The sequence below is a fragment of the Streptomyces sp. NPDC055955 genome (assembly GCF_042270245.1).
Classification (GTDB): Bacteria; Actinomycetota; Actinomycetes; order Streptomycetales; family Streptomycetaceae; genus Streptomyces.
In genome coordinates, this window is record NZ_JBHJYS010000002.1 from 1 (window position 1) to 24,830 (window position 24,830).

General features: G+C 72.1%; 25 protein-coding genes and 1 pseudogene. 17 read left to right on the top strand and 9 right to left on the bottom strand.

All coding sequences use genetic code 11. From position 1 onward, the window contains the following. Window positions 1-184: 184 nt before the first annotated feature. A complete protein-coding gene (locus ACFC96_RS03300; RefSeq protein WP_340457543.1) occupies window positions 185-997 on the bottom strand; it encodes a putative protein N(5)-glutamine methyltransferase in 813 nt (270 codons plus the stop codon). Window positions 998-1,419: 422 nt separating this feature from the next. On the opposite strand from ACFC96_RS03300, the gene ACFC96_RS03305 reads away from it, so the two are divergent. The 8 genes and pseudogenes from ACFC96_RS03305 (at window position 1,420) to ACFC96_RS03340 (ending at window position 9,134) form a co-directional block, all read left to right on the top strand. Beyond that, window positions 1,420-2,244 (top strand): slipin family protein, encoded by an 825-nt coding sequence (locus tag ACFC96_RS03305; protein ID WP_376254013.1) that lies wholly within the window; start codon window positions 1,420-1,422, stop codon window positions 2,242-2,244. A 29-nt stretch (window positions 2,245-2,273) separates the two neighbouring features. Continuing rightward, the gene (locus ACFC96_RS03310) at window positions 2,274-2,699 is read left to right on the top strand and encodes a nuclear transport factor 2 family protein (RefSeq protein WP_340457546.1); all 426 of its coding nucleotides are present in this window, start codon (window positions 2,274-2,276) and stop codon (window positions 2,697-2,699) included. 113 nt (window positions 2,700-2,812) lie between these two features. Beyond that, on the top strand, window positions 2,813-3,535 hold the full coding sequence (locus tag ACFC96_RS03315) for a FadR/GntR family transcriptional regulator (protein WP_376254016.1): 723 nt from the start codon (window positions 2,813-2,815) through the stop codon (window positions 3,533-3,535). Window positions 3,536-3,661: 126 nt separating this feature from the next. Continuing rightward, a pseudogene (locus tag ACFC96_RS03320) lies at window positions 3,662-4,813 on the top strand (exo-alpha-sialidase); the annotation flags it as partial. 146 nt (window positions 4,814-4,959) lie between these two features. After that, on the top strand, window positions 4,960-5,919 hold the full coding sequence (locus ACFC96_RS03325) for a dihydrodipicolinate synthase family protein (protein WP_376609933.1): 960 nt from the start codon (window positions 4,960-4,962) through the stop codon (window positions 5,917-5,919). Then, window positions 5,916-6,845, top strand: a complete 930-nt coding sequence (locus ACFC96_RS03330; protein WP_376609935.1) for an ROK family protein — start codon at window positions 5,916-5,918, stop codon at window positions 6,843-6,845. The genes ACFC96_RS03325 and ACFC96_RS03330 overlap by 4 nt, the downstream gene beginning before the upstream one ends. A gap of 20 nt (window positions 6,846-6,865) precedes the next feature. Beyond that, window positions 6,866-7,558: a putative N-acetylmannosamine-6-phosphate 2-epimerase gene (locus ACFC96_RS03335; RefSeq protein WP_340457552.1), complete on the top strand. Its 693-nt coding sequence runs from the start codon at window positions 6,866-6,868 to the stop codon at window positions 7,556-7,558. A gap of 91 nt (window positions 7,559-7,649) precedes the next feature. Next, window positions 7,650-9,134, top strand: a complete 1,485-nt coding sequence (locus ACFC96_RS03340) for a sialate:H+ symport family MFS transporter (protein WP_376609937.1) — start codon at window positions 7,650-7,652, stop codon at window positions 9,132-9,134. Window positions 9,135-9,153: 19 nt separating this feature from the next. Here ACFC96_RS03340 and sigJ read toward each other — a convergent pair whose 3' ends face one another. After that, window positions 9,154-10,080, bottom strand: a complete 927-nt coding sequence (gene sigJ, locus ACFC96_RS03345) for an RNA polymerase sigma factor SigJ (protein WP_340457554.1) — start codon at window positions 10,078-10,080, stop codon at window positions 9,154-9,156. Window positions 10,081-10,223: 143 nt separating this feature from the next. On the opposite strand from sigJ, the gene ACFC96_RS03350 reads away from it, so the two are divergent. Continuing rightward, window positions 10,224-10,691 carry a nuclear transport factor 2 family protein gene (locus ACFC96_RS03350; protein ID WP_376609939.1) on the top strand — a complete coding sequence of 156 codons (468 nt, stop codon included), beginning with the start codon at window positions 10,224-10,226 and terminating at the stop codon, window positions 10,689-10,691. Beyond that, the gene (locus tag ACFC96_RS03355) at window positions 10,688-11,320 is read left to right on the top strand and encodes an LUD domain-containing protein (protein ID WP_340457556.1); all 633 of its coding nucleotides are present in this window, start codon (window positions 10,688-10,690) and stop codon (window positions 11,318-11,320) included. Before ACFC96_RS03350 ends, ACFC96_RS03355 begins: the two co-directional genes overlap by 4 nt. Before the next feature lie 63 nt (window positions 11,321-11,383). On the opposite strand, the gene ACFC96_RS03360 is transcribed toward ACFC96_RS03355, so the two are convergent. Both ACFC96_RS03360 and ACFC96_RS03365 read right to left on the bottom strand, forming a co-directional pair. Next, complete coding sequence (locus tag ACFC96_RS03360; RefSeq protein ID WP_340457557.1) at window positions 11,384-11,785, bottom strand: hypothetical protein; 402 nt, start codon at window positions 11,783-11,785, stop codon at window positions 11,384-11,386. 105 nt (window positions 11,786-11,890) lie between these two features. After that, a complete protein-coding gene (locus tag ACFC96_RS03365; protein ID WP_376254028.1) occupies window positions 11,891-12,337 on the bottom strand; it encodes a MarR family winged helix-turn-helix transcriptional regulator in 447 nt (148 codons plus the stop codon). 178 nt (window positions 12,338-12,515) lie between these two features. Here ACFC96_RS03365 and ACFC96_RS03370 point away from each other — a divergent pair, with 178 nt between their 5' ends. The 3 genes from ACFC96_RS03370 to ACFC96_RS03380 all read left to right on the top strand — a co-directional run bounded on the left by ACFC96_RS03370 (window position 12,516) and on the right by ACFC96_RS03380 (window position 15,802). Continuing rightward, a complete protein-coding gene (locus ACFC96_RS03370; protein ID WP_376609941.1) occupies window positions 12,516-13,685 on the top strand; it encodes a serine hydrolase domain-containing protein in 1,170 nt (389 codons plus the stop codon). 115 nt (window positions 13,686-13,800) lie between these two features. Further along, window positions 13,801-14,211, top strand: a complete 411-nt coding sequence (locus ACFC96_RS03375) for a hypothetical protein (RefSeq protein WP_376609943.1) — start codon at window positions 13,801-13,803, stop codon at window positions 14,209-14,211. A 121-nt stretch (window positions 14,212-14,332) separates the two neighbouring features. Next, window positions 14,333-15,802: a SulP family inorganic anion transporter gene (locus ACFC96_RS03380; protein WP_340458856.1), complete on the top strand. Its 1,470-nt coding sequence runs from the start codon at window positions 14,333-14,335 to the stop codon at window positions 15,800-15,802. A 19-nt stretch (window positions 15,803-15,821) separates the two neighbouring features. Here ACFC96_RS03380 and ACFC96_RS03385 read toward each other — a convergent pair whose 3' ends face one another. Beyond that, complete coding sequence (locus ACFC96_RS03385) at window positions 15,822-16,430, bottom strand: TetR/AcrR family transcriptional regulator (protein ID WP_340458855.1); 609 nt, start codon at window positions 16,428-16,430, stop codon at window positions 15,822-15,824. Window positions 16,431-16,553: 123 nt separating this feature from the next. Between ACFC96_RS03385 and ACFC96_RS03390 the strand changes: the two genes are divergently transcribed. The 4 genes from ACFC96_RS03390 (at window position 16,554) to ACFC96_RS03405 (ending at window position 20,718) form a co-directional block, all read left to right on the top strand. Then, complete coding sequence (locus ACFC96_RS03390) at window positions 16,554-18,035, top strand: cytochrome P450 (RefSeq protein WP_340458854.1); 1,482 nt, start codon at window positions 16,554-16,556, stop codon at window positions 18,033-18,035. Between the two features lie 136 nt (window positions 18,036-18,171). Further along, a complete protein-coding gene (locus ACFC96_RS03395) occupies window positions 18,172-18,402 on the top strand; it encodes a hypothetical protein (RefSeq protein WP_376609945.1) in 231 nt (76 codons plus the stop codon). Between the two features lie 107 nt (window positions 18,403-18,509). Then, window positions 18,510-19,760 carry a cytochrome P450 gene (locus tag ACFC96_RS03400; protein WP_376609947.1) on the top strand — a complete coding sequence of 417 codons (1,251 nt, stop codon included), beginning with the start codon at window positions 18,510-18,512 and terminating at the stop codon, window positions 19,758-19,760. Between the two features lie 178 nt (window positions 19,761-19,938). Continuing rightward, complete coding sequence (locus tag ACFC96_RS03405; protein WP_376609949.1) at window positions 19,939-20,718, top strand: arylamine N-acetyltransferase; 780 nt, start codon at window positions 19,939-19,941, stop codon at window positions 20,716-20,718. Window positions 20,719-20,769: 51 nt separating this feature from the next. Here the strand turns inward: ACFC96_RS03405 and ACFC96_RS03410 are convergent, their stop codons facing one another. The 4 genes from ACFC96_RS03410 to ACFC96_RS03425 all read right to left on the bottom strand — a co-directional run bounded on the left by ACFC96_RS03410 (window position 20,770) and on the right by ACFC96_RS03425 (window position 24,756). Continuing rightward, complete coding sequence (locus ACFC96_RS03410; protein ID WP_376609950.1) at window positions 20,770-21,552, bottom strand: nucleotidyltransferase domain-containing protein; 783 nt, start codon at window positions 21,550-21,552, stop codon at window positions 20,770-20,772. Beyond that, window positions 21,549-22,187, bottom strand: a complete 639-nt coding sequence (locus ACFC96_RS03415) for a TetR family transcriptional regulator (protein WP_340458337.1) — start codon at window positions 22,185-22,187, stop codon at window positions 21,549-21,551. Before ACFC96_RS03415 ends, ACFC96_RS03410 begins: the two co-directional genes overlap by 4 nt. Before the next feature lie 4 nt (window positions 22,188-22,191). Further along, complete coding sequence (locus tag ACFC96_RS03420) at window positions 22,192-23,673, bottom strand: MFS transporter (RefSeq protein WP_376254056.1); 1,482 nt, start codon at window positions 23,671-23,673, stop codon at window positions 22,192-22,194. Between the two features lie 189 nt (window positions 23,674-23,862). Then, window positions 23,863-24,756, bottom strand: coding sequence for a LysR substrate-binding domain-containing protein (locus ACFC96_RS03425; protein WP_376609952.1), 894 nt, complete (start codon window positions 24,754-24,756; stop codon window positions 23,863-23,865). Between the last annotated feature and the right edge of the window lie 74 nt (window positions 24,757-24,830).

Here is a 24,830-nt window from a genome sequence, read left to right on the forward strand (position 1 = left end):
CCCGAGGGGCGGGCCCGGCGGCGTCTGGTGCGTGCGATCGCAAGGCGCCGGAGAGTCCTTGTAGCGGAGCTACCAGGGCTCTTCGGCAACGCCGCATGGGGGTCCCCCCTGCTCGAGCAAAGCCGAGAGCTAGGGGGAGTGCGGGCCAGACGCCGCCGGGCAGACGGGAAGATGACGACAGGCCCTAGCCCTCCACCGCCGCACCCCGCTTCGTGCCGATGACCACGGTGGCGTACAGGTCGTCGTCCGTCACCACGCGGGCCGACAGACCGCTGCGGGTGACCGCCGCGACGGCCTCGGCGGCCTGCTGTTCGCTGGTCTCCACGAAGAGATGTCCGCCCGGGGCGAGCCACTGAGGGGCCTCCGCCGCGACGCGGCGCATGATGTCGAGCCCGTCGGCGCCTCCGTCGAGCGCCATGCGCCGCTCATGGTCACGGGCCTCGGGCGGGAGCAGGGCGACGTCGCTCGTGGGGACGTACGGGCCGTTGGCGGCCAGGATGTCGACGCGGCCCCTGAGTGCCGAGGGCAGGGGGTCGTACAGATCGCCCTCGTGGACCTCGCCGCCGAACCGCGACACGTTCCGGTGGGCGCAGCGCACGGCTGCCGGGTCCAGATCCGCCGCGTGGAGTTCGGCGGGGTCGGCGTGGGTGGCGAGCGCTGCGGCCACGGCCCCGCTGCCGCAGCACAGGTCGAGCACGACGGCCCCGGCGGGTGCGAGGCCGGCCGCCTGCCGGGCGAGGAACTCGGTGCGGCGTCGCGGTACGAAGACACCGGGTTCGAGCGTGATGCGCAGACCGCAGAACTCCGCCCAGCCGACGACGTGTTCGAGAGGCAGGCCCTCCACACGGCGCTCGACCATCGCGGCGAGTTCGTCCGGCGTTCGGGCCGTCGACAGGAGGATGTCCGCCTCTTCCTCGGCGAAGACGCAGCCCGCCGCTCGCAGTCTGGCGACGACGGCGGGGTGGTGGTGTGACGGGGGTGACGGGTGAACCGACATGTATGAAGCGTGACCTTTCGGGATGCCGATGGGGCTCCCGACCGCCTGCGGCCACCTACGTCCGGTGGACCGCGGGGGTCTGCGAAGGGAGCACCCGACCTGACACAGCGGTAATGGGGCTCACCTCCTCGGCCGAAGCGCTGCTGGGAGCGGTAACACTACCTCAGCCGTCGCCGTGGCCCGGCCGGGAGTTGGGACCGCCGGCGGGTTGCCGACCGGCCGCCGAAGTGCTTGTCCCCGGTGCGCCGCGACGAGGGAAACGGTCACTCCGCGTGACCGTCCACCACTCCTCGCCTTATCGAACATTCCGGGCATATCGTGGATTAGGCACACCAGCCCGCCTACGCACACCGCGCCGGCTCACCCACCCCGAGCCGGCCTCCGCACATCGACCTGGACGACTCGAGAGACAGGGGGTCGCCATGCTGGCGGATCTGCTCACGGCCGTGGCCGCGACCGCTTCGGTCTGCGCCGTCTACGCCGCCGCGGCGGCCCGTGTCGTCAAGCAGTACGAGCGGGGCGTGGTCTTCCGCCTGGGCAGGCTGCACGGTGCCGTCCGCGGGCCGGGCTTCACCACCGTCGTCCCCGGCATCGACCGGCTGCACAAGGTCAACATGCAGATCGTGACCATGCCGGTGCCCGCACAGGACGGCATCACCCGCGACAACGTCACGGTGCGGGTCGACGCCGTCATCTACTTCAAGGTCGTCGACGCCGCCAGCGCGATCGTGCAGGTCGAGGACTATCGGTTCGCCGTCTCCCAGATGGCTCAGACCTCGCTGCGGTCCATCATCGGCAAGAGCGACCTCGACGACCTCCTCTCCAACCGCGAAAAGCTCAACCAGGGCCTGGAACTGATGATCGACAGCCCGGCCATCGGCTGGGGCGTGCAGATCGACCGCGTCGAGATCAAGGACGTGTCGCTGCCCGAGACCATGAAGCGGTCCATGGCCCGACAGGCCGAGGCCGACCGTGAGCGGCGCGCCCGCGTCATCAACGCCGACGCCGAACTCCAGGCCTCCAAGAAGCTCGCCGAGGCCGCGGCCCAGATGTCCGAACAGCCCGCGGCGCTCCAACTCCGGCTCCTGCAGACCGTGGTGGCCGTCGCCGCCGAGAAGAACTCCACCCTCGTACTGCCCTTCCCGGTGGAGCTCCTGCGCTTCCTCGAACGGGCCCAGCAGGCCGCTCCCCCACCGCCCGCGGTCGAGGAGGGCGAGCACGAGAAGCCGGTGAGCTCCGAGGAATGACGGCGCCACGCACGGGCGTTCGCACGTGCATGGACACAACTGACGCGGCACGGCGGTTCGTCGACGCCTGGCAGCGGGGGTGGGCGCGGCACGACGTACCGGCCCTCGTCGCCCTCTACGCGGAGGACTGCGTGCACCGCTCGATGCCGTTCCGGGAGCCGCACCGGGGGCGGGCGGCGCTCGCCGACTATCTGCGCTGGTCGTTCGAGGACGAGCGCCCGCTCGACGTGCGGTTCGGGCCGCCGGTGGTCGGCCCGGACGGGCTGGCCGTGGCCGAGTTCCGGGTGGTGGCCGAGGAGGGTGGCGAGGTCTCGACGCTGGCGGGCTGCGTGTTCGTACGGTTCCGCGGCGACGGACTCGCCGTCGAGACGCGGGACTACTGGCACCAGAGCGGCGGCCGGCAGGAACCCGCGGGCGGACTGTTCCTCGGGGAAGAGGGCGGCCTGACACCTTGAGGGAGCCTGTTCCTCGTCCGCGCGACCCGGGACATCTGATGTCCGACGCCTTGGTAGCGTAGAAACGGCCCGGGTGGCGGGTCCAGGTGCGTCCAGAGGTGGGGAGACCGCTCATGCCCGGTACCAGGCCGGTCCGGCCACTGCTCCGGCAGGAAGTCGCCGACGGCATCAAGCGGTACATCCTCGAGAACCGGCTGCACCCCGGCGATCCGCTGCCCACGGAGACGGAGCTGTGCGAGGCGCTCGGCGCGAGCCGGTCCAGCGTCCGCGAGGCGGTCAAGATCCTGCACGCTCTCGACATCGTCGAGGTCAGGCACGGCCACGGCACGTACGTGGGACATCTGAGCCTGTCCGCCCTCGTCGAGAGCCTGACGTTCCGCGGGCTGCTGAGCCCTGACGACGACGTGCAGGTGCTCGCCGATCTCGTCGACGTGCGCGAGCTGTTCGAGCGCGGCATGGCCGAGCGGATCGTCGCGTCGCTCAGCGGCGAGCAACTCGACGCGCTGGAACGCCTGGTGACCCGGATGAGCGACGCCGGCGTCGGCGGTGACGGCCAGGGGCTCATCGAGGCCGACCGCGCGTTCCACGCCCTGCTCGTCGCGCCGCTCGGCAATGACCTGATGGGCCAGCTCTCGATGGCGTTCTGGGATGTGTACGCCATCGTGGCCCCGCAGATCGACGGTTTCACGCACACCGAGCAGGCGGAGACCGTCGCCGCGCACCACAACATCGTGACGGCGGCGCGCGCGGGCGACGCGGCGGCGTTCGTCCAGGCCATCGGCGAGCACTACGCGCCGGTCCGGCGGCGCATCTCCGAGGCCCGCACGCGCTCTTGACGGCCCTCTGCGGCGCCCCTAGGGTCCCTCAGCGAACAGGACATCTGACGTCTGCTGTCCTCTATCCGTGCAGACATCTGACGTCGGATGCCACCGCAGGAACCTCCGCAGAGATGAGAGCCGTCCATGCATCGAAGAATGCTCGTCGCGCTGGTGTCCGCCGGACTTCTCACCCTGGGATCGGGGACGCCCGCCCTCGCCCACGGTGACCGACATCCCGACCACCGGGGCGAGTTGACCTCCCAGGACCTCGCCACCCGGGGAGACGGATTCCCGCAGTACCGGATACCGGCCCTGACCACGTCCACGAAGGGCACGCTCATAGCGGCCTACGACGGCCGGCCCGGCATGGCCGATCTGCCCAGCCACATCGCCCTCGTGGTGCGGCGCAGCACGGACGGCGGCGCCACCTGGCAGGCGCAGCAGGTCGTGCGCAGCGAGGCGGCCCCGAAGGGGTTCGGCGACCCGAGCCTGCTCACCGACCGCACCACGGGCCGGATCTTCCTCTTCCACGCCGCCTCGGTGAACCAGGGTTTCGCCGGGTCGCACACCGGCAACAGCGACGACGATCCCGACATCCTGCACGCCGACTACAGCTACTCGGACGACGACGGGGTGACCTGGCATCACCGCCGCATCACGTCGATGGTCAAGAACCCCGCGTGGGGCGGCCTGTTCGCCGCGTCCGGCGAGGGGATCCAGCTGCGGCACGGCCCGCACCGGGGGCGCCTCCTCCAGCAGTACGCGATCCGGATCGACGGCGCGAACTACGCGGCGAGCGCGTACAGCGACGACCACGGCGCGACCTGGAAGATGGGCGAGCCGGTCGGGCCGGGCGGCGACGAGAACAAGACGGTCGAGCTGTCCGACGGGACGGTCATGCTCAACAACCGTTCAGTGCCGTACCGGACCGTCGCGTACTCCACGGACGGCGGCGTCACGTACACGCCGTTCACGCCCGACCCGCAGCTGCCGGACCCGGCGAACAACGCGTCGATCATCCGCTACGCCCCCGACGCGCCGCCGAGCGACCCCCGCTCGAAGTGGCTCCTGTTCAGCAACACCGAGGACACCGGGGCCCGCCGCAACCTCACCGTCAAGATGTCCTGCGACAACGGCAGGACGTGGCCCGTGAAGAAGGCCGTCGACCCCGGGGCGGCCGCCTACTCGACCCTGACCCGGCTGCCGGACGGACGCGTGGGCCTGCTGTACGAGCGCGGCGACTATCAGTACATGACGTACGCCTCGTTCGACCTGAAGTGGCTGGGCGGCGGATGCGGGCCCCGACGATGACCGTCGCGGGAATGTGACCTTCACCCCTTGACCGCCCCCGCAGGGTGCGACTTAAGGTGACGCCAGGACGTAGGACGTCTTATGTCTGACGCCCTACCCCCTCTGAACCGAAGAGAATCCGGAGCGCCGCCATGCCCCTGACCGCACCCCTGCGCGGGGTCGTCCCGCCCGTATGCACCCCCCTCGACGAGACGGGCGAGGTGGACACCGCCTCACTGGCCCGTCTCGTCGAGCACCTCATCGCGGGCGGCGTGCACGGACTGTTCGCCCTCGGCTCGACCAGCGAGGTCGCGTATCTGACCGACGAGCAGCGTGCCGTCACCCTGCGGACCGTCGTGGAGGCGGCGGCGGGCCGGGTCCCCGTGCTCACCGGTGTCATCGACACGACGACCGCGCGCGTCATCGCCCACGCGCGTGTGGCCGCCGAGCTCGGCGCCGACGCCTTCGTCGCCACCGCGCCCTTCTACACACGCACCCACCCCAAGGAGATCGCGGGCCACTTCCGCGCCCTGCGCGCGAGCGTGGACCTGCCGCTGTTCGCGTACGACATCCCGGTCGCCGTCCACAGCAAGCTCCCAGCGTCGCTGGTGCGGGAGCTCGCCGAGGACGGCACGCTCGCCGGTCTCAAGGACAGCAGCGGCGACGAGGGCGGCCTGCGCCGCCTGATCGTCGAGCTCGGCGGCCGCGACGGCCGCACGGACGGGCCCGCCCCGCGCTTCTCCGTCCTGACCGGATCCGAGCTCACCGTGGACTGCGCCCTGCTGGCAGGCGCGGACGGCGTCGTACCCGGCATCGGCAACGTCGACCCGGCCGGATACGTGCGTCTCTACGACGCCGCGCTGGCCGGTGACTGGGCGCTCGCCGCCAAGGAGCAGGAGCGCCTTGTCGCGCTGTTCGGCATGGTCGACGTGGGCCCCGAGGCCGACATGGGGCGCAGCTCGTCCGCGCTCGGCGCGTTCAAGGCGGCGCTGCGGCTGCTCGGGGTCGTCGAGTGCGGCGACACGGCGTTCCCGCAGATCCAGCTCGGCGAGGAGTCCGTCGCCGAGGTCGCGCGGCACCTGCGGGCCGCCGGGCTCGCGCCGGTCCGATGACGGTCACGGGTCCGTCGATCGGCCTGGACCTCGGAGGCACGAAGATCGCCGCCGCGCTCGTCGCCCCGGACGGCACGGTCCTCGCCCGGCACACGCGGGCCACGCCCGCCGCCGACGGGCCCGACGCCGTGCTCGACGCGCTCGCCGACGCGGCCCGTTCGGTCGACGGCGGCACCGGTCCCGGCGTCCTCGGGGTCGCCGCGGCCGGGGTGATCGACCCGGTGACGGGCACCGTCACCAGCGCCACGGACTCGATCCGCGGCTGGGCGGGCACGGCGCTGGCCGCCGGTCTCGCGGCCCGTACGGGCCTCCCGGTCGCGTGCGACAACGACGTACGCGCGACGGCGGCCCCCGAACTGGCCGCCGTCGGCGCGGGCGCGTCCCTCGTCTACGCGGCGATCGGCACGGGTGTCGGCGGCGCGGTCGCCGTGGGCGGGCGCATGGTGCACGGAACCGCGGGCATCGCCGGCCATCTCGGTCATGTCCCGAGCCCCGAAGCGACGGGGCTGCCCTGCACCTGCGGCGGCACGGGGCATCTGGAGGCCGTCGCCTCGGGGCCGGGGATCGCCGCGCTGTACGAGCGGCTCACCGGCCGGTCCGTGGACCGCCTGGAGACCGTGGCCGAGAGGGCCGCGTCGGGTGAGGAGCCGGCCGTGCGCGCCATCGTGACCGGCGCGGTCGCCGCGGGCCGGGTCCTGGGCGGTCTCGCCAACACGCTCGGACCCGACCGGGTCGTCGTCGGCGGCGGAGTGCCGCACATCGGGCCGCTCTACTGGGACGCGCTGACCGAGGCGTTCACCGCCGAACTCATGCCGCCACTGGCCCTGCTACGGCCCTCGAGGCCCCTCTTCGGGGCGGACGCCGCCGTCATCGGCGCCGCGCGCCTGCCCACCCAAGTCCCGCTGCACGCGCCGCCCCCGTCCTGAACGTCCCCCTGGAGCCCTCGATGAACGACCCCACGCCCGCGTCCCCCGTCGCCGACCTGCTCAGCGGCAGACTGATCGTCTCCTGTCAGGCACCGCCCGGAGATCCCCTGCGCGACACCGGCACCCTCGTACGGCTGGCCCGGGCCGCGGCGGCCGGCGGGGCGGCCGGGATCCGGGCCAACGAACCCGAGGTCGTCGCCGCGATCTCCGCCGCCGTCGACCTGCCGCTCATCGGGCTGTGGAAGGACGGGGACACCGGCGTCTACATCACACCGACCGTCCGGCACGCGCTGGCCGTCGCCGAGGCGGGCGCCCACGTCGTCGCCGCCGACGCGACCGCGCGGCCCCGACCCGACGGAGGCACGTTCGCCGACGTCGTGGCGGCGGTGCACGCCGCCGGGGCCCTGGTGATGGCCGATGTGGCGACCCTCGACGAGGGCGTCGCCGCGGCCGCCGACGGCGCGGACTTCGTGTCGACGACGCTGTCCGGCTACGTTCCCGGCTCCCCGCGCCAGGACGGTCCCGACCTCGATCTGGTGGCCGCGCTCTCCGCCGCGCTGGCCGTCCCGGTCGTCGCGGAAGGCCGTATCAGCACCCCCGAAGAGGCCGCGCTGGCGCTCGCGCGGGGTGCGCACAGCGTCGTCGTAGGCACCGCGATCACCGCGCCCACCGCGCTGACCTCGCGTTTCGTGACCGCGCTCCCCCGTACGTAGGTTCCGCCCCCACCCCCACTCAAGGCCGTACCGCACCCCCACACCGCAGACGGGACTCGACGGCGAGTCCTTCCGGCATCCTGGAGTAATCGTGCACACCACAGCCAAGCCATCGCTCCCCTGGTACAGAGAGGTGAGCCGCACCCAGTGGAAGGCGTTCTTCGCCGCCTGGATCGGCTACGTCCTCGACGGGTTCGACTTCGTCCTGATCACCCTCGTGCTGACCGAGATCAGCTCGGACTTCGGCCTGAGCACGGTGCAGGCCGCGAGTCTCGTCTCCGGCGCGTTCATCACGCGCTGGCTCGGCGGCGCGGTCCTGGGGGCGCTCGGCGACCGGTACGGCCGCAAGCTCTCGATGGTCCTCAGCATTCTGCTGTACTCCCTGGGCACGTTCGCGTGCGGCTTCGCGTGGGACTACACGAGCCTGTTCGTGGCGCGCCTCGCGATCGGGATGGGCATGGCCGGCGAGTACAGCGCCAGCGCCACGTACGTCATGGAGAGCTGGCCCACGCGCGTGCGCAACCGGGCCAGCGGGTTCCTGATCTCGGGCTTCTCGATGGGCTCGGTGCTCGCCGCGCAGGTCTACAACTGGGTCGTGCCCACGCTGGGCTGGCGCTGGATGTTCTATGTGGGCCTCGTCCCGATCGCCGTCGCCCTGTGGATGCGGCGGGCGCTTCCGGAGGCGGCGGACTGGACCGAGTCGGTCGGCAAGCAGGCGCAGAAGGAGCGGCCGAACCCGTTCCGCCCCCTGTTCGCGACTCCCGCCAGAGCGACGGTCAACATCGTCCTCGCCGTGGCCGCGACCGTGTCGCTGTTCGCCGTCTTCACACCCATCGGCGACGGGCTGGTGCCCGTGCTGTCCGTCGTGGCCACGGCCGCCCTCATCGCGTTCGCCGTGCAGCTGGGCGGGCGCAGGAGCTGGCTGCTCTACGTGTCGATGATCGTGACGATCTTCTTCGCGTTCCTGTACTCCTGGCCGATCCAGGCGCTGCTGCCGACGTACCTCAAGACCGAGCTGGGCTACTCGCCGGAACAGGTCACCGACGCCCTGTACTTCGCGGGCTTCGGCACGATGGCGGGCTGCTGGCTCGCGGGCTTCGCCGGTGACTGGATGGGCACGAAGAAGGCGTACGCGCTGACGCTGCTCGCCTCGCTGGTCTTCGTCTTCCCGGTGTTCGCGGTGCGCGACAACCTTCTCCTGCTCGGCGCCCTGCTCTTCGTGCTCCAGGCGACCAGCTTCGGCATCTCGGGGCTGCTGCCCCGGTACATCGGCGGGCACTTCCCGACCGAGAACCGCGCCGCCGCGCTGGGGTTCACGTACAACGTGGGTGCGCTCGGCGGAGCCGTCGCGCCCGTGCTCGGCGCGCATCTCGCCGCGGGCATGGACCTGGGACGATCCCTGGCCGTGCTGACCTTCGCGGGGACGGTGATCGTGGTCCTGCTGGTCGGCTTCGACGTTCCTGGCCGGCTGAACCGACTCACCGACCCGGACGGCACCGTCGACCACCTCGCGGAAGCCACGCCGGGGACCACGTCGTCGGGGTCCTCCGACGCGGTCCCCGCGGCGTCCCGCTAATACCCGGGCCCCGCCGCCGTCACTCCTCTGTCCAGGGACGCAGCTTCTCCGGGTTGCGTACGGCCCAGACGTGAGTGATCCGGTCGCCGGAGACGCGGAACGCGAACACGGTGACCGTGACGCCGTCCTGCTGGGCGACCAGGCCGGGCCGGCCGTTGACCGTGCGTTCCAGGAGCGTCAGGTCGGGCGCGAGGCGGGCGACGTCGAGACAGGCCTGGGCGACGCGTTCGCGCCCCGTGATCGGCCGCCGCAGGGCGCCGACCAGGCCCCCGCCGTCGGCGATCACGGTGGCGTCGGGGTCGAGGAGGCCCACGAGCGCACCCACGTCCTTCGCCGCCCAGGCCTGTTTGAACTCCCGGACGAGGCCGGCCTGCGCGGTCGTCGGCCCGGCGGGGGCCTGCGCGTCGCGGATGCGGCGGCGGGCCGAGGAGGCCAGCCGGCGGCAGGCCGCCGGTGTACGGCCGACGATCTCGGCCACCTCGGCGAACGCGTAGCGGAAGACGTCGTGAAGGATGAAGGCGACGCGTTCGGCCGGCGTCATGGATTCCAGTACGACGAGGAAGGCCATGTCGACCGACTCGTCGAGGGTGATCCGGTCCGCCGGGTCCGCCGCGACACCGTCGGTCCACTCCCTGCGCTCGGGAAGAGGCTCGGGGATCCACTCACCGACGTAGCGCTCCCTGCGCGCACGGGCGGAGCCGAGCAGGTTGAGGCAGAGGCGGCTCGCGACCGTCGTCAGCCAGGCGCCGGGAGATTCGACGGCATCCCGTTGCGGCCGGTCCATGCCGTACCACCGGACGTACGTCTCCTGCACGACGTCCTCGGCGTCGGCCAACGAGCCGAGGAACCGGTACGCGAGATTGATCAGCCGGCGCCGCTCGCTCATGATCGCGTCCAGGCCCGGATCGGGCCGATGACCGTGTGCCGTCTCGGATCGGTTGCCCATGGTGTCGCTCACTCCCCTGCTTCGGCCTCGTATGCCCTCCGTCTCTTCGACGGGCCGGCCCTCCGGAATGTGACGTCGTTCCCGACGCCTCACATTCCGGAGGGCTGCGTTGTCGTACCAGGCATACGGAACGGAGGAAGCCGATGACCGACTTTCAGGCGATTGCCGACCGCGTGGAGATCGAAGCGCTGCGCGGCGAGTTCACCGACGCGGCGATGATGCGCGACCGCGCCCGACTCGCGTCCCTGTTCACGAAGGACGGGGTGCTGCGGATGCCCGACGTCCCCATCGAGATGACCGGCCGGGAGGAGATCCGCACCGGGGGCGAGCGGCTCCAGGCCCAGTGGGACTTCTTCGTGCAGAACACGCATCCGGGCGTGATCCGGATCGACGGCGACACCGCCACGGGCCGCGCCTACATGCAGGAGATCGCGCGCTTGCGCAACGGTTTCCAGGGCCTCAACTACGCGATCTACCAAGACCGTTACCGCCGCACCGACGAGGGCTGGAAGTTCGCCGAGCGGGTCTACGAGATCCGGTACGTCGACACCACCCCGCTGACGGGCTCGGCTCCGGCCCGGGACCCGCACACGACCCAGGAGGCACGATGACCGTCTCGACCCCCACCACACAGTTCACCGACCCGGCGTCCGCGGACCGCTTGGAGCGGGCGGCCGCCGCGCTGGCGGCGCACGGCTTCACCGTCGAGATCCTCGATGACGCCGCCGCGGCGCGGACCCGGGTCCAGGAGCTGATCCCGCCGGACGCCAGTGTGTTCACCACCGCCAGCGAGACGCTGAGGCTGTCCGGCATCGACGACGACATCAACAGCGGCGGCCGGTTCCCGGCGGCCGTCAAGCCCCGCGCGGTGACCATGGACCGGGCCACCGAGGCGGACGACATCCGGCGCCTCATCGCCGTCCCCGACGTCGTCGTGGGCAGCGTCGCCGCGCTCACCGAGACCGGCTCCCTCGTGGTGGCCTCCGCCAGCGGGAGCCAGCTGCCCGCGTACGCCGGCGGCGCCGGGCGCACGATCTTGGTCGTCGGGGCGCAGAAGGTGGTGCCCGACCTGGACACCGCGCTGCGCCGCCTCGAGGAACACGCCCTCCCGCTCGAAACCGCCCGCGCCCTGGAGGCGTACGGACAGCCCAGCTCCGTCAACCAGCTCCTGGTCCTCAACGCGCAGCCCCTCATGGGCCGCGGAATCGTCCTGCTGCTCCGCGAGGCGATCGGGTTCTGAACCGACGCATCGACGCGGCCTCCCCCTGCTGACGCCGGGGGAGGCTCACGGCGCGTGTGGGTGTCAGGCCGTGACGTCGATGTACGTCGAGGGGCCGTAGCTGGATCCGCTGACCGGGGTGACGTACATGCGGACGGTCCTGCCCTCGGTGAGGTCGCCGCCCTTCCACGGGCTGCAGTAACCGGCCGTGTGGCCGCGGGTGTCGACGCGCCGGTCGATGACGCCGTCGTAGTTGTAGTCGAGCGCGGCCTCGATGCCCCAGCCGTCCGACTTGGTGTCGCACGCGCGGATCGCGTCACCGGGGGTCGAGCCGTCCGGGTCGGCGTTCCACGTGGCGCTGCCGGCGCCGCTGGGCGCGTAGATGGTGACCGTTCCGGCCCAGGCCTGGCCCTGCAGGCCGGCGACCAGGCCGATCGCGCAGGCGCCGGTGGCGAGTGCTCTGATCACGGTGCTTCGGGTCTTCATGATGTCCCCTCCCCTTGTCGGCGGGCCGGTGCCCGCCGACGCTCGGGAGGAGAATGCCATAGGTAGATCAACTTCGGGTGGCGGAAGGCCCGTCACCCGTACCTCTCACTTCTCCACCAGCCGCTCCATGAGCGCGGTGGCTTCGGCGAGCGTGCGCAGTTCGGCCTCGTCGAGCTCGCCGGCCAGGGCCTGGACGAGCCAGCCGTGCTTGGCCGCCCGGACCGAGGCGAGGGTGCTCCGGCCGCTGTCCGTGATGGCGACGACGGACTGACGGCCGTCGTCCGGGTCGGGCGTGCGCGCGACGAAGTCCCTTTCCTCCAGGGCGGCGAGGGTGAGCCGCATCGACTGGGGCCGCACGTACTCGGCGCGCGCGAGCGCGGCCGTGGTGGCGGGGCCCTCTCCGTCGAGGCGGGCCAGTACCGTCCGCTGTGTCGGGGTGAGGAGACTGTCGGGCGACGCGGTGCGCAGTCGCCTGAGCAGGCGTCCGACGACGGTGGAGAGATCGGCGGCCACCTGTTCGGCGAGCGGCTCGTCCGCGGGTTCTCGCTGCATGGACTCACCGTAGAAGGCCGACAGGCAGCCTTGCAATTTCACCCCGTTCGCCTGGCGGACCCGGCGTGGAGGAACCCTCGGCGCCTCCTCTTCCCACTGGTCCGACCAGTCGGTATGTTCACCTCCTGCGGACTCGTCCCGACTCGCCCGCCGCACCGCTTCGGCCCACGGAGACCCCATGACCCAGCACACCCCCGGCGTCCAAGGACACTGCGACGCACGCTTCGACGCCGTCCGCGCCGCCTTCGAGAAGAACTTCACCGAGCGCGGGGAGCTGGGCGCGGCCGTCACCGTCCTGATCGACGGCGCGCCTGTGGTCGACCTGTGGGGCGGCTGGGCCGACGCGGCCCGCACGCGCGCGTGGGAACGCGACACGGTCGTCAATGTGTGGTCGACGACGAAGGGGCCGACGGCGCTGTGCGCCCACATCCTCATCGACCGCGGGCTGCTCGACCCGGACGCGCCGGTCGCCGCGTACTGGCCCGAGTTCGCCGCCGCCGGCAAGGAAGGCGTCCTCGTACGTCATCTGCTGTCGCACCGGGCCGGGCTCGCCGGGCTGCGTGAGCCGCACTCCCTGGAACAGCTCTTCGACTGGGAGCTCACCACGTCCCGGCTCGCGGCGCAGGAGCCCTGGTGGGAGCCCGGCTCGGTCTCCGGCTACCACGCGCTGACGTACGGGTTCCTGGTCGGCGAGGTCGTCCGGCGCGTCAGCGGTCTGCTGCCGGGCGCATTCCTGGAGCGCGAGGTGACGGGCCCGCTCGGCATCGACTTCACGATCGGGCTGCCGGACAAGGAGGCGGGCCGTGCGGCGGAACTGGTGCACCCGCGCGCGCAGGCCACCAGCGAACAGGCCGCGATCTTCGCCCAGTTGGCCCCCGCCGCACTCGCCGCACTGACCAACCCGCTCGCCGGCGCGTCGGAGGCGAACACCGCGGCATGGCGCGCCGCCGAGATCCCGGCCGCCAACGGTCACGGCACGGCGCGCGCCGTCGCCGCGCTGTACGCGATCGTCGCGGGCAAGGGCCGCTCCGGCGACCGTCAGATCCTGTCCCCGGAGGGCGCCGAGCGCATTCGCGAGGGTCAGAGCAGCTGCCGCGACCTCGTCCTGGGAGCCGGATTCGCGCACGAGACGGAGCTGGGCCTCGGGCTCTGGCTGAGCGGACCGAACGGCTCGTACGGGCCCAACCCGCGCGCGGTCGGACACGACGGCTTCGGCGGCTCGTTCGGATCGGCCGACCCCGAGTCGGGTGTCGCGATGGGCTATGTGATGAACCGGATGGGCCCTCATATCGCGGACGACCCGCGCAAGATGGCTCTGATCAGCGCGGTGTACGACGCTCTCGGCTGACACCGACCGCCGGAAACCGGCCACCACGCGCCGTCCTGCACGCCCTTACCGCCGCGCAACCTTACGGTAACCACATGGGCAGTTCGCCAGGCTAATCTGCTGACTGCCCAGGAGAATGACACGGCGACGCGACCAGGAGGCCGACCGGATGGCCCGGGGCACGACGACAGCGAGGGCCTGCCTGATGGCCCTCACCGTCGGCATGCTCGTGCTCCAACTCCTGGTCAGGGGCGCCACGTCCGCGTCCGCGCACGAGCCGTTGATGCACACCGGCGGCCCGGTCGCCACCTGTGACGACACCGAGCTGCCCCGGAGTGTCGCCCACCACTATCTGCCCCGCGACCGGTACCGCGCGGAGGAGTACGTGCCCGACGGCACCGTGCGCGGGGCCGCGTGCCCGTGGCAGGTCCAGGCCGGGGACCCGGGCGTCGCGCCGACGGCGGGCGCCGGCGAGAGGTCCCCGCACCGCCAGCCGAGACGGGCGGCCGACTCCCTCCCCGTCATGCTCCAGGTCTTCCGCTGCTGAGAGCGCCCGAGGGCAGGAGCAGTTCCCCCGCGTCTTCGGCGCGCCCTCCTGCCCCCTCCCGTGACACTCCGCACGTGTAGGACTACGCGCCCCGCACGGGGCGCGCTGGAGGTATGCGCTCGTGAAGCGTTTGGTACCGCGGCAGGACTTCGCCGCGTCTCTCGTCGTGTTCCTGGTCGCCCTGCCGCTGTGTGTGGGCGTGGCCGTGGCGTCCGGCGCCCCGGCCGAACTGGGCCTCGTCACCGGCATCGTGGGCGGCCTGGTGGCCGGCTCCATGCCCGGCAGCAGTCTGCAGGTGAGCGGCCCCGCGGCCGGGCTCACCGTGCTCGTGTACGAGGCCGTGCAGGCGTACGGCCTGCCGGTGCTCGGCGTCATCGTGCTCGCGACGGGGCTGCTTCAGCTCCTCATGGGCAGCCTGCGCCTGGGCCGCTGGTTCCGGGCGATCTCCGTGGCGGTCGTCGAGGGCATGCTCGCCGGGATCGGCCTCGTCCTGGTCGCCGGGCAGCTCTACGCGATGGCCGACACACCGGCGCCCGCGTCGGGTATCGGCAAACTCGCCGGACTGCCCGGTCTGTTGATCGACACGGCCACCTCGCCGAAGGCGCTCACCGCGCTCGCCGTCGGCGTGGGCACGATCGTCGTGCTGCTCGGCTGGAAGCGGCTGCCCAAGGCGGCCCAGGTGGTGCCGGCGCCGCTCGCCGCCGTGGGACTCGCGACGCTCGCGGCCGCCGGGTTCGGGCTGCCGGTCGCGCGGGTCGAGGTGCAGGGTCTGATCGAGTCCGTACAGCCGCCCGGCGCCGACGCGTTCGGGCAGCTCGCGAGCGTCGGGGTCGTCGGCACCGTCCTCGCGTTCACCCTCATCGCCTCCGCCGAGAGCCTGTTCAGCGCGGCCGCCGTCGACCGGATGCACGACGGGCCGCGCACCTCGTACGACAAGGAACTCATCGCGCAGGGCGCCGGCAACACGGTGTGCGGGCTGCTCGGCGCGCTGCCGATGACGGCGGTGATCGTGCGCAGCGCCACCAACGTCCAGGCGGGCGCGCGCACCAAGGCGTCCCGGATCCTGCACGGCGTGTGGCTGCTGCTGTTCGCGGCGCTGCTGCCCGCCGCGCTCGGCGTGATCCCGATCGCCGCGCTCGCGGCCGTCCTGATTCACGCGGGCGGCAAACTGATCCCCGTACGGCAGATCGCGGGGCTGTGGCGTGACCACCGGGGCGAAGCGCTGGTGCTGGTCGTCACGGCGGTGTCGATCGTCGCGGTCAGCATGTTCGAGGGCGTGCTCATCGGCCTCGCTCTCGCGGTGGCCAAGACGGCGTGGGAGGCCTCACATGTGCGGCTCGACGTCATAGACAAGGGGGCCGGGCCGATCCAGGTGTACCTGACGGGCAACGCGACGTTCCTGCGGCTGCCGAAGATCCTCGACAGCCTGGAGGCGCTGCCGCAGGACCGGCCCGTCGTGCTCGACCTGTCCGGTCTTCACCACCTCGACCACGCCTTCGGGACGGCGCTGCGGAACTGGGCGGACCGGCACAGCGGCGCCGGCACGGAGCCCGTCAAGGTCACTCCGGGCCAGGCCACCCCAGGGGGCTGAGACCGGTCCGCGCGGCGCCCTACGGCGTGATCGCGCCGAGCAGGGCCCGCGCGCACAGGTCGCGCACCTGATCCCGCGACAGCTCCGGCTCGTCGAGCCACTCGAGGCACACGGCCACCATGAAGGCCAGCCAGCCGCGTACGGCGAGCCGGAGCACGGGGGATTCGCCGTCGGCACGGGACCGGTCGGGGTCGGCGGCGAGCGCTTCGACGATCTGGCGCTCCTGCGCGGCCAGGCCCTGCCGGTACACCTCGCGCACGGCCGGGTCGCCCGCGGCCTCGGCCCGGTGGAAGGCGCGGAAGCCCTCGCCGTGGGCCTCCACGTAGCCGAGGAACGTCTCCAGGCCCGCGGTGATCTGGTCGCGCACGGGGATCCCGGGAACGGCCGCGGTCAGGCGCAGCATCCGCTCGCTCTCGCGCTGGACGACAGCGGCGAAGAAGTCCCGTTTCGTCGGGAAGTAGTGGTAGAGGAGCCCGCGCGAGACGCCGGCGATCTCGGCGACCTGCTCGATCCAGACGTCGTCGTACGTGCTCTGTGCGAACAGCCGCGCACCCACGCTGAGCAGCTGCTCGCGGCGCTCCTCGGTGCTCAGCCTGCGGCGCGTTCGCTCCTGCTCCCTCGCTGCCATGACAGCACCCTACTCGCATTACTTGACGTGAATTCAATAGCGGGACCACACTGGAGGCCGTATTGAACCCACGTATAACAACGGTCGGGTACAGGCACTCTCTACGTCCAACAGGTGGGGATCATGGCTCAGTTGACGCGGCAGGCGACGGACTCGACACCGACGAAGGGCTTTCGCAGTGCCGAGCTCGGCTGGCCCGGCCTCGACCGCATTCCGCACCCGACGCGACGCGTTCCCCTCGTCGGCGACATCCTCGGCGCGAACGTGCGCACGCCGGTGCAGGACTCGATGCGGATCGGCAAGGAGCTCGGGCCGGTCTTCCGCCGCAAGGCCTTCGGGAACGAGATCGTGTTCGTCTGGGGCGCGCGGTTCGCCGCCGACATGGCGGACGAGTCACGCTTCGCCAAGCATGTCGGCCTGGGCGTCGCCAATCTCCGGCCGGTGGCCGGTGACGGCCTGTTCACCGCGTACAACCACGAGCCCAACTGGCAGCTGGCGCACGACGTGCTCGCTCCCGGTTTCGGCCGCGACGCCATGGAGGGCTACCACCCGCTGATGCTGGACGTCGCGGGGCGCCTGATGGCGGCCTGGGACGCCCGGGAGGCGGCGGGCCTGCCCGTGGACGTGCCCGGCGACATGACGAAGCTGACCCTGGAGACGATCGCGCGGACCGGTTTCGGCCATGACTTCGGGTCGTTCGAGCGGGAACGGCCGCACCCGTTCGTGACCGCCATGGTCGGCACGCTGTCGTTCGCGCAGCGCCGCAACGTGGTGCCACCGGCGCTCGCCCCCCTCCTCCTGCGGGGCGCGGAGCGGCGCAACGCCGCGGACATGGCATACCTCAACCGGACCGTGGACGACGTCGTCGCCGCGCGGCGGGCCGCGCCCGGATCGCCCTCCGCCGGGCAGGGCGACCTGCTCGACCGCATGCTGGAGGTCGCCCACCCCGACACCGGGGAGCGTCTCTCCCCCGAGAACATCCGACGCCAGGTCATCACGTTCCTCGTCGCCGGGCACGAGACGACGTCGGGCGCACTGTCGTTCGCGCTGCACTATCTGGCCCACCACCCCGACGTCCTCGCGAAGGCACGTGAAGAGGTGGAGCGCGTGTGGGGCGACGCGGACGAGCCCGCCTACGAGCAGGTGCCCAAGCTCCGCTACCTGCGCCGCGTCCTCGACGAGTCCCTGCGGCTGTGGCCGACGGCTCCGGCGTTCGCCCGCGAGGCCATCGTCGACACGACGCTCGGCGGGATCCACCCGATGCGCAGGGGCGCTTGGGCGCTGGTCCTGACATCGCTCCTGCACCGGGACCCGGAGGCGTGGGGTGACGACCCGGAGGCCTTCGACCCGGACCGCTTCGCCCCGGCGGCGGTGCGCTCGCGCGCCCCGCATGTCTTCAAGCCGTTCGGCACCGGGGCACGCGCATGCATCGGCCGTCAATTCGCCCTGCACGAGGCGACGTTGGTACTCGGCCTGCTGCTGCGCCGCTACGACCTGCACCCCGAACCGGGCTACCGGCTGCGCGTCGCTGAGCGCCTGACGCTGATGCCGGAAGGCCTGCGGCTCACTCTGGGGCGCCGCGCGAGGGTCCGTACGACGGACTGAGTTCGATCGGCCGGGTGCGATGAGCGCGCACCCCCGCTCACCCCTCGCGTCGAAGGCCAATTGTCAGACCCGTGCGCAAGAGTGGAGGCACATGTCTGTACATCCACGTCTTCGCCGAGCTGAGGGGCCCATCGACATGAATGCGACCAGGAACGCCGAACTCGCCGCGGCCCAGGCCTGCCTGCGCCTTCTGCACACCGCGCGCGCCGCACTGACCGGATGCGAGCCGGCGACGGCCGCCTCGCTGCTGGCCCTGCCGATCGCGGAGGCCGACGAGGCCCTGGACAGGGCGGGACTCGTGGGAAACGAGGCCTGGCTGCTCGAGAAGCTGTACGACTTGGGAACGGAGACGCGTGTTCATACGTGAGGTAGGTGTACTCGTCCGTAGGTGAGGTACGTGCGTTCGCCCGTAGGTGGCGCGCGTCCGTCCGAATCCGCGTTCCCGCGTTCCCGAGCCCGTTCAGGAGGTCCCCGTTGACGATCCCACCCGTGGTCCCGCACCGTATCGACCCGGCCGGTGGCTGCCCGCACGCGGCGAACGCGCGGCTGCTCGACCGGGGCGCCGTCGCCCCGGTCGTGCTGCCCGGTGACGTCGACGGCATGGTGGTCCTCGGCCACGAGGCCCTCAAGGAGTTCCTCGCGCACCCCGATGTCGCCAAGGGCGCCCGGCACTTCACCGCGCTGAACGAGGGCCGCCTGCCCGACGGCTGGCCGCTCATGACGTTCGCGACCGTGCAGGGGATGACGACCGCGGACGACGAGGACCACCGGCGGCTGCGGTCACTGGTGAGCCGGGCGTTCACCGCGCGCCGCGTCGAGGCCCTGCGGCCACGTGTCGAGGAGCTGACCGGCGAGCTGCTCGACGGGCTGGAAACGGCCGTGTCGCAGGGCGAGGACGTCGTGGAGCTGCGGCGGCGGTTCGCGCTGCCGCTCCCGATGAGCGTGATCTGTGAACTGCTCGGCGTGGACGAGGAGTTCAGAGGACGCCTGCATCATCTGTCGAGCCAGGTCGTGGCCACCGACATCGGCCCGCGCGAGGCGGTGGCCGCCAACCGTGAGCTGGTCTCCGTACTCACGGCGGTCGCCGCGTCCCGGACGAGCCGACCCGGGGAAGACCTGACGAGCGCGCTGATCGCCGCGCGCGAGGAGGACGGCGACCGGCTGAGCGAGCAGGAGCTGATCGGCACCCTGCTGCTGATGATCATCGCCGGGCACGAGACGACGCTGAACCTGATCACGAACGCCGTGCGCGCCCTGTGCGCCCACCGCGACCAGCTCGACCTCGTCCTGTCGGGCGGGGCGTCCTGGTCCGACGTGGTGGAGGAGACGCTGCGCTGGGACAGCCCCGTCAGCTACTTCCCGTTCCGCTACCCGAAGCGGGATCTGACGGTGGACGGGACGGTGATACCCCGGGGCACTCCGGTGCTCGCGGGCTACTCGGCGGCGGGACGTGACCGCAGCGCGCACGGCGCGGACGCGGACCGCTTCGACGTCACGCGCGCCTCGGCGGCCCGCCATCTCTCACTCGGCCACGGCTCGCACTACTGCCTGGGGGCGCCGCTCGCCCGCCTGGAGGCCACCGTCGCGCTGGAGCGCCTGTTCACCCGTTTCCCCGATCTCGAAGTGGCCGCGCCCGACGCGGAGCTCGCGCGCAAGGCGGGCTTCGTGGGCAACAGCGTCGACCGGCTCCCGGTGCGCCTGCGGCCGGTCGCCGGGGCGGCCTGACGGCCGGCTCCTCCGGGTTCCTGGTCCGCCGGCCCTATAGGGCCTTTCGTTCGGATCAGGCCGGCACCCGCTCCCTGGTCCGGCCTGATCCAAACGACCGGCCCTAGGCCGAGCGACCTGGGCCGACATGGTCCCTCCGCCCGTGGCCCGGGACCGCCCGGCCCTCCAGACTGGCCCTATGAACGCCTCACGCACCGACGCCTATCTCCGCCGCATCGCGACGCCGCGCCCCTCGGCGCCGACCGCACAGGCGCTGCGCACTCTGCACCTCGCGCACCTGCGAGCGGTCCCGTTCGAGAACCTCTCGATCCATCTGGGCGAGGACATCACCCTCGACGAGGAAGCGATTGTCGCCAAGCTGGTGGACCGCCACCGCGGCGGCTTCTGTTACGAGCTCAACGGCGGGTTCGCGGCGCTGCTCACCGCGCTGGGCTTCGAGGTGTCCCTGCTCCAGGCCCGGGTGTACGACAAGGAGGGGCACCTCGGCATCCCGTACGACCATCTCGCCCTCCGCGTCCGCACCGTCGACGGGGCCGATCTGCTCGCGGACGTCGGCTTCGGGGCGCACAGCCACTTCCCGCTCGGCCTCGGTGAGCGGGGCGTGCAGGGGGATCCGGGTGGCGTCTTCCTCGTCGCCGGAACGAATGACGGCGACCTGCGCGTGACCAAGGACGGGGCACCTGAGTACCTCCTCGAACAACGCCCTCGCGAACTGCGGGACTTCGAGGCCGGCCGCTGGTACAACACCACGTCGCCGCGGTCCACGTTCACGCGGTCGCTGGTCTGCTCGCTGGTCACGGACGAGGGCCGGGTGACGCTGAGCGGCCGCACGCTCACGACGACGGTCGGCGGCGAGCGCCACGTCACGGCGCTCACGTCCGACCGGGAGGTGCTCGACACGTACCGCGACTCCTTCGGCATCGAGCTCGACCGGGTGCCACCGGACCCGGCCGCCTGAACCGGGCACTCCGGCCATCCGGCCCGTTCGGTCTTCCGGCCCGTCCGCCTCTCAGCGTTCGGCGGCGTGCTCGGCAAGTGTGCGGTCGAGCGCGGGGACGAGCCAGTTCAGGGTCAGCTCGGCCCGCCGCGCCGGCCACGCGGGGTCGGCGTCGGCCGGTCCGCCCTTGTAGCGGCGGCGTTCGATGTCCGCCACGACGTCGGCGGGTGCGCCGAGCTCGGTGAGGACGGCGAGTGCCTCGGCCTTGCTGATGAGGGTGCCTTCGCGCAGGGTGACCGTGGCCCGGGCCAGGACCATCAGGCCCAGGTCGACCCAGATGTTCTCGAGCCACAGCTCGGTGCGTCCGGTCCTGGGCCGCCAGTAGCCGGCCAGGTCGGCGAGGATGTACTCCCTCAGCGTGCGGTCGTCCACCGGGGGCAGGGTGCCCGCGACCGGGTCCCCATGGAGCACGAGGCCGAAGGCGTGGAGTTCGCGCCGGGTGATGGGCGTGACCGTGCGGGCGTAGGCCTCTCGGTGGGCCCAGGTGAAGTGCGTACGGTCAGGGTCGTCGAGGTCGCCGTGCGGCATGTAGGAGCAGTGGAGGCGTGCCGCGAGGGGCAGTTCGGCGTCGATTGCCTCGTGCAGCGTGGTGAGCCGCGTCTCCTCGACCGGTTCCAGCGGGTGCGGGACGACGGCGACGAGGTCGAGGTCGCTGCGCCCTTCCTGGTAGTCCCCACCGGCGAGCGACCCGTGCGCCCACAGCGAGAACGGGGCGGGCAGCGCCTCGCGGAGCCCGGTCAGAAAGCGGGCGAGCAGGTCGGACGTGGCCGCCGGATGTTCCTCCGCTGTGGTCATCCGGTCAGTGTGCCAGGAGTCAACTGGGCCTGTACGGCGGGTCCGTAGCGTTCGGTGATCTCTCCGACGGGTGCGGAGCGCACATGGGGACCGCGTGCGATGCCGTACATGACGCCGAGGCCGAGGAGGAGGGAGACGGCGAGTTCGGCGCGCAGGCCCGCGTCCGGTCCGTGCAGGCGTTCGGCGAGGCGCTCGCTGACCTGGGTACGGAAGTTGGCGCGCAGGATGTCGCCCTGTGCGCCGTGGAGCGGGGCGAACACGATGCGCAGGATGGGATCCGCGCCGTGCTCGGACTGGCCGGTGAGGAGGTGGCGCACCATGTGGCGGCCGAGGTCTTCCAGGGGCGCGTCGAGGAAGGTCTCCACGTCCGCCTCGAAGTTCATGACCTGGGAGAACAGGGCGTCCTTGTTGCCGAAGTACTTGAGGATCAGCGGGGCGCTGACCCCGGCGCGCTCGGCGACGGCCTTGAGGGTGATGTCGGTGTGCGCGTGCCGGGCGAGGAGATGGCGGCAGGCGCGGATGATGGCCGCCTTGGTCGCCTCCGCGTCGCGGCGTGCCGGTCCCGAACGATGGTCGTCGGTCGCGCCGGAGGCGGACTGCGCCTCGGCGGATGCCGTCGGGGCCGGGCTCGTCACGGGGTCACGCTCCTTCGAGGGCCTTGTCCGTCCGCCCGGTCGTGCCGCGGACGGACCTGCGCCCTCCATTGTCCGCCGCGTCGGCGGGGACGGTGAACGCCGCCGCTATGACCACCAGGGCGACCGTGCCCGCCATGACGAAGGCCATTTGATAGCCGCGCAGCGAGGGGAAGCCGGCGCCGGTCGCGTGGTGGACGAGGACGGCGGCGACCGCGGCGCTGGAGACGGCCTGGCCGATGGTCCGCATCAGGACGTTCACGCCGTTCGCCGACGCGGTCTGGCCCGCGGGCACGGCCCGCAGGATGAGGGTGGGCAGCGCCGAGTACGCGAACGTGGTGCCGGTCGACACGATGGCGGCGCCCAGGACGATCACCCACAGGTCGCGGCTGTCGGCGATGCGGACCACATAGCCGAGGGCCATCGCGGCGCCGCCGATGGCGAGGCTCACGCGGGGGCCGCGCGCTGCGGAGACGCGGGCCGACACCGGCGAGAGGACCAGCATGATCACGCCGTTGGGCAGCAGGCACAGGCCGGTCTGCACGATGGAGAGGCCGAGCCCGTAGCCGCTGGACTCGGGCGCCTGGACGAGCTGTGCCGTGACGAGCGAGTTGGCGTAGAACGCGAATCCGGCGATCAGGGCGGCGAGGTGCGGCAGGCCGACGCGGCGGCCCACGGCGAGCCGGAGGTCGACCAGCGGACGCTCGGCCCGCAGCTGCTGCCACGACCACAGTGCCAGGATCACGACGGCTCCGGCGAACAGGCCGACCACGCGGGCGCTGCCCCAGCCCCACTGGCCGCCCTGGGACACGGCGAGCAGCAGACAGACCAGGCCGCCGGCGATCCCGGCCGCGCCGAGGGTGTCGAACCGGCCCGGTTCGCGCACGGGCGACTCGCGCACGGCCCAGCAGGCGAGGGCGAGGCCGAGCACGCCGAGGGCGCTGGTCGCCCAGAACATGACGTGCCAGTTGGCGTACTGGACGATCAGGGCGGCGAGCGGCAGGCCGAGGGCGGCGCCGATCCCCACGGTCGAACTCATGAGGGCGACCGCGGATCCCGTGCGGTGGGGCGGGAGTTCGTCGCGCAGGATGCTGATCGAGAGCGGGACGACCGCGGCGGCCGCGCCCTGGAGCGCGCGGGCCGCGATCAGGACGCGGATGTCGGAGGTGAGCGCGCACAGCACCGACCCGCCGGTCATCAGGCCGAGCGCGAGCAGCAGGACGCGCCGCTTGCCGTACATGTCGCCCGCCCTGCCGAGCACGGGGGTGAGGACGGCGCCGGCGAGGAGGGTGGCGGTGACCGTCCAGGAGACCGCGCCGGGTGAGGCTCCGGTCAGCCGGGGCAGGTCGGGGAGCAGCGGGACCACGACGGTCTGCATGACGGCCATGAGGATGCCGCCGAAGGCGAGGACCGGGATCGTCAGCCGGCCGCGCAGACCGGGCAGCGGGGCTGTTTCGGGGCGTATGTCGGGGTTTATCGCAGGCTCCATGAGCGCTCCGGTGGACGCCTCGAGGGCGAGGGCGGGAGGTGAGGTGAATTTCTATTCACCTAAGTGGTGAATCAGTATTCACCAGAGCGCTCGCATCTGACCAGAACGCACGGACAAAGCCGTGCACACCCGGCGCAATCTCCGGCATGTCCGCCCGCCCCCGCTCAGCCCGGCCCCGGAATCGAGTCCTCAGCCCGTCGCCGCCTCCCGCACCGCCTCGACGAACCCTTCAAGGGCGGGCTGCGCGGGGGTCGTGTCGCGGGTGGCCGCACAGATCACCCGGATCGGCTCCGGTTTGCGGACCCTGCGCAGGACCACGTCGGGGTGCCGGTTCCCGAGGCCCATCAAAGGCATGAGACCGATGCCCATGCCGGCGGCGACAAAGCCCTGGGCGGTCGCGTAGTCCTGGCTCGCGACGGAGAAATCGGGGCTGAATCCGGCGGCGGCACAGGCGTCGCGGACGATCTCGTGACACGGGCCCGCGACACCCTCGGTGTCGACCCAGGGTTCGTCGGCGAGGTCGGCGAGGTCGATGACACGCCGTTCGGTGAGCGGATGGTTCCTGGGCAGGACGGCACGGTAGGGGTCGTCGGCCAGGTGGCTCATGCGGATCCCGGTGGGCGGCACGTCCCGCGTGCGCACGACGACGGCCACGTCGGCCCGCCCCTGGCGCACCTCGGGCAGCGGATCCTCCGGGTCGGTCACTCTCAGGTCGACGCGCACGCCGGGGTGCCGCTCGCGCAGGCGCGCCACGGCCGGCGCCACGAGCGCGGCTCCGGCGGTGGCGAAGTAGCGCACGGCGAGTGTGCCGGTGCGGCCGTCGCGCAGGTCGGCGAGTGCGGTCTCGGCCTCGGCGACCTGGCGGCTGATGGCGTCCGCGTACCGCGTGAGCAGCCGCCCCGCCTCCGTGGCCTGCACTCCTCTGCCGACACGTTCGAGCAGCGCCGTGCCCGCCTGTTTCTCCAGGGCGGCGACCTGTTGGCTGATGGCGGACGGGGTGTAGCCGAGGTTCGCCGCCGCGGCGGTGACCGAGCCGCTGGTGACCACGGCTCGCAGGACCTGCATACGTCGCACATCGAGCATGTAGGAGAGGTTAACAGTGGGTCCACGACTTTTCACTTGTCCTGTCGAGTTGGGTGAGGGAGCGTACGGAGCCA

What these genes read in the sequence shown, in the direction of transcription:
- ACFC96_RS03350 (WP_376609939.1), top strand. Translation starts at nt 10,224, where the DNA reads ATGACCGACTTTCAGGCGATTGCCGACCGCGTGGAGATCGAAGCGCTG.
- ACFC96_RS03355 (WP_340457556.1), top strand. Translation starts at nt 10,688, where the DNA reads ATGACCGTCTCGACCCCCACCACACAGTTCACCGACCCGGCGTCCGCG.
- ACFC96_RS03335 (WP_340457552.1), top strand. Translation starts at nt 6,866, where the DNA reads ATGAACGACCCCACGCCCGCGTCCCCCGTCGCCGACCTGCTCAGCGGC.
- ACFC96_RS03385 (WP_340458855.1), bottom strand. Translation starts at nt 16,430, where the DNA reads ATGGCAGCGAGGGAGCAGGAGCGAACGCGCCGCAGGCTGAGCACCGAG.
- ACFC96_RS03365 (WP_376254028.1), bottom strand. Translation starts at nt 12,337, where the DNA reads ATGCAGCGAGAACCCGCGGACGAGCCGCTCGCCGAACAGGTGGCCGCC.
- ACFC96_RS03305 (WP_376254013.1), top strand. Translation starts at nt 1,420, where the DNA reads ATGCTGGCGGATCTGCTCACGGCCGTGGCCGCGACCGCTTCGGTCTGC.
- ACFC96_RS03375 (WP_376609943.1), top strand. Translation starts at nt 13,801, where the DNA reads ATGACACGGCGACGCGACCAGGAGGCCGACCGGATGGCCCGGGGCACG.
- ACFC96_RS03310 (WP_340457546.1), top strand. Translation starts at nt 2,274, where the DNA reads ATGGACACAACTGACGCGGCACGGCGGTTCGTCGACGCCTGGCAGCGG.
- ACFC96_RS03420 (WP_376254056.1), bottom strand. Translation starts at nt 23,673, where the DNA reads ATGGAGCCTGCGATAAACCCCGACATACGCCCCGAAACAGCCCCGCTG.
- sigJ (WP_340457554.1), bottom strand. Translation starts at nt 10,080, where the DNA reads ATGGGCAACCGATCCGAGACGGCACACGGTCATCGGCCCGATCCGGGC.
- ACFC96_RS03325 (WP_376609933.1), top strand. Translation starts at nt 4,960, where the DNA reads ATGCCCCTGACCGCACCCCTGCGCGGGGTCGTCCCGCCCGTATGCACC.
- ACFC96_RS03395 (WP_376609945.1), top strand. Translation starts at nt 18,172, where the DNA reads ATGAATGCGACCAGGAACGCCGAACTCGCCGCGGCCCAGGCCTGCCTG.
- ACFC96_RS03410 (WP_376609950.1), bottom strand. Translation starts at nt 21,552, where the DNA reads ATGACCACAGCGGAGGAACATCCGGCGGCCACGTCCGACCTGCTCGCC.
- ACFC96_RS03315 (WP_376254016.1), top strand. Translation starts at nt 2,813, where the DNA reads ATGCCCGGTACCAGGCCGGTCCGGCCACTGCTCCGGCAGGAAGTCGCC.
- ACFC96_RS03370 (WP_376609941.1), top strand. Translation starts at nt 12,516, where the DNA reads ATGACCCAGCACACCCCCGGCGTCCAAGGACACTGCGACGCACGCTTC.
- ACFC96_RS03390 (WP_340458854.1), top strand. Translation starts at nt 16,554, where the DNA reads ATGGCTCAGTTGACGCGGCAGGCGACGGACTCGACACCGACGAAGGGC.
- ACFC96_RS03360 (WP_340457557.1), bottom strand. Translation starts at nt 11,785, where the DNA reads ATGAAGACCCGAAGCACCGTGATCAGAGCACTCGCCACCGGCGCCTGC.
- ACFC96_RS03300 (WP_340457543.1), bottom strand. Translation starts at nt 997, where the DNA reads ATGTCGGTTCACCCGTCACCCCCGTCACACCACCACCCCGCCGTCGTC.
- ACFC96_RS03425 (WP_376609952.1), bottom strand. Translation starts at nt 24,756, where the DNA reads ATGCTCGATGTGCGACGTATGCAGGTCCTGCGAGCCGTGGTCACCAGC.
- ACFC96_RS03405 (WP_376609949.1), top strand. Translation starts at nt 19,939, where the DNA reads ATGAACGCCTCACGCACCGACGCCTATCTCCGCCGCATCGCGACGCCG.
- ACFC96_RS03330 (WP_376609935.1), top strand. Translation starts at nt 5,916, where the DNA reads ATGACGGTCACGGGTCCGTCGATCGGCCTGGACCTCGGAGGCACGAAG.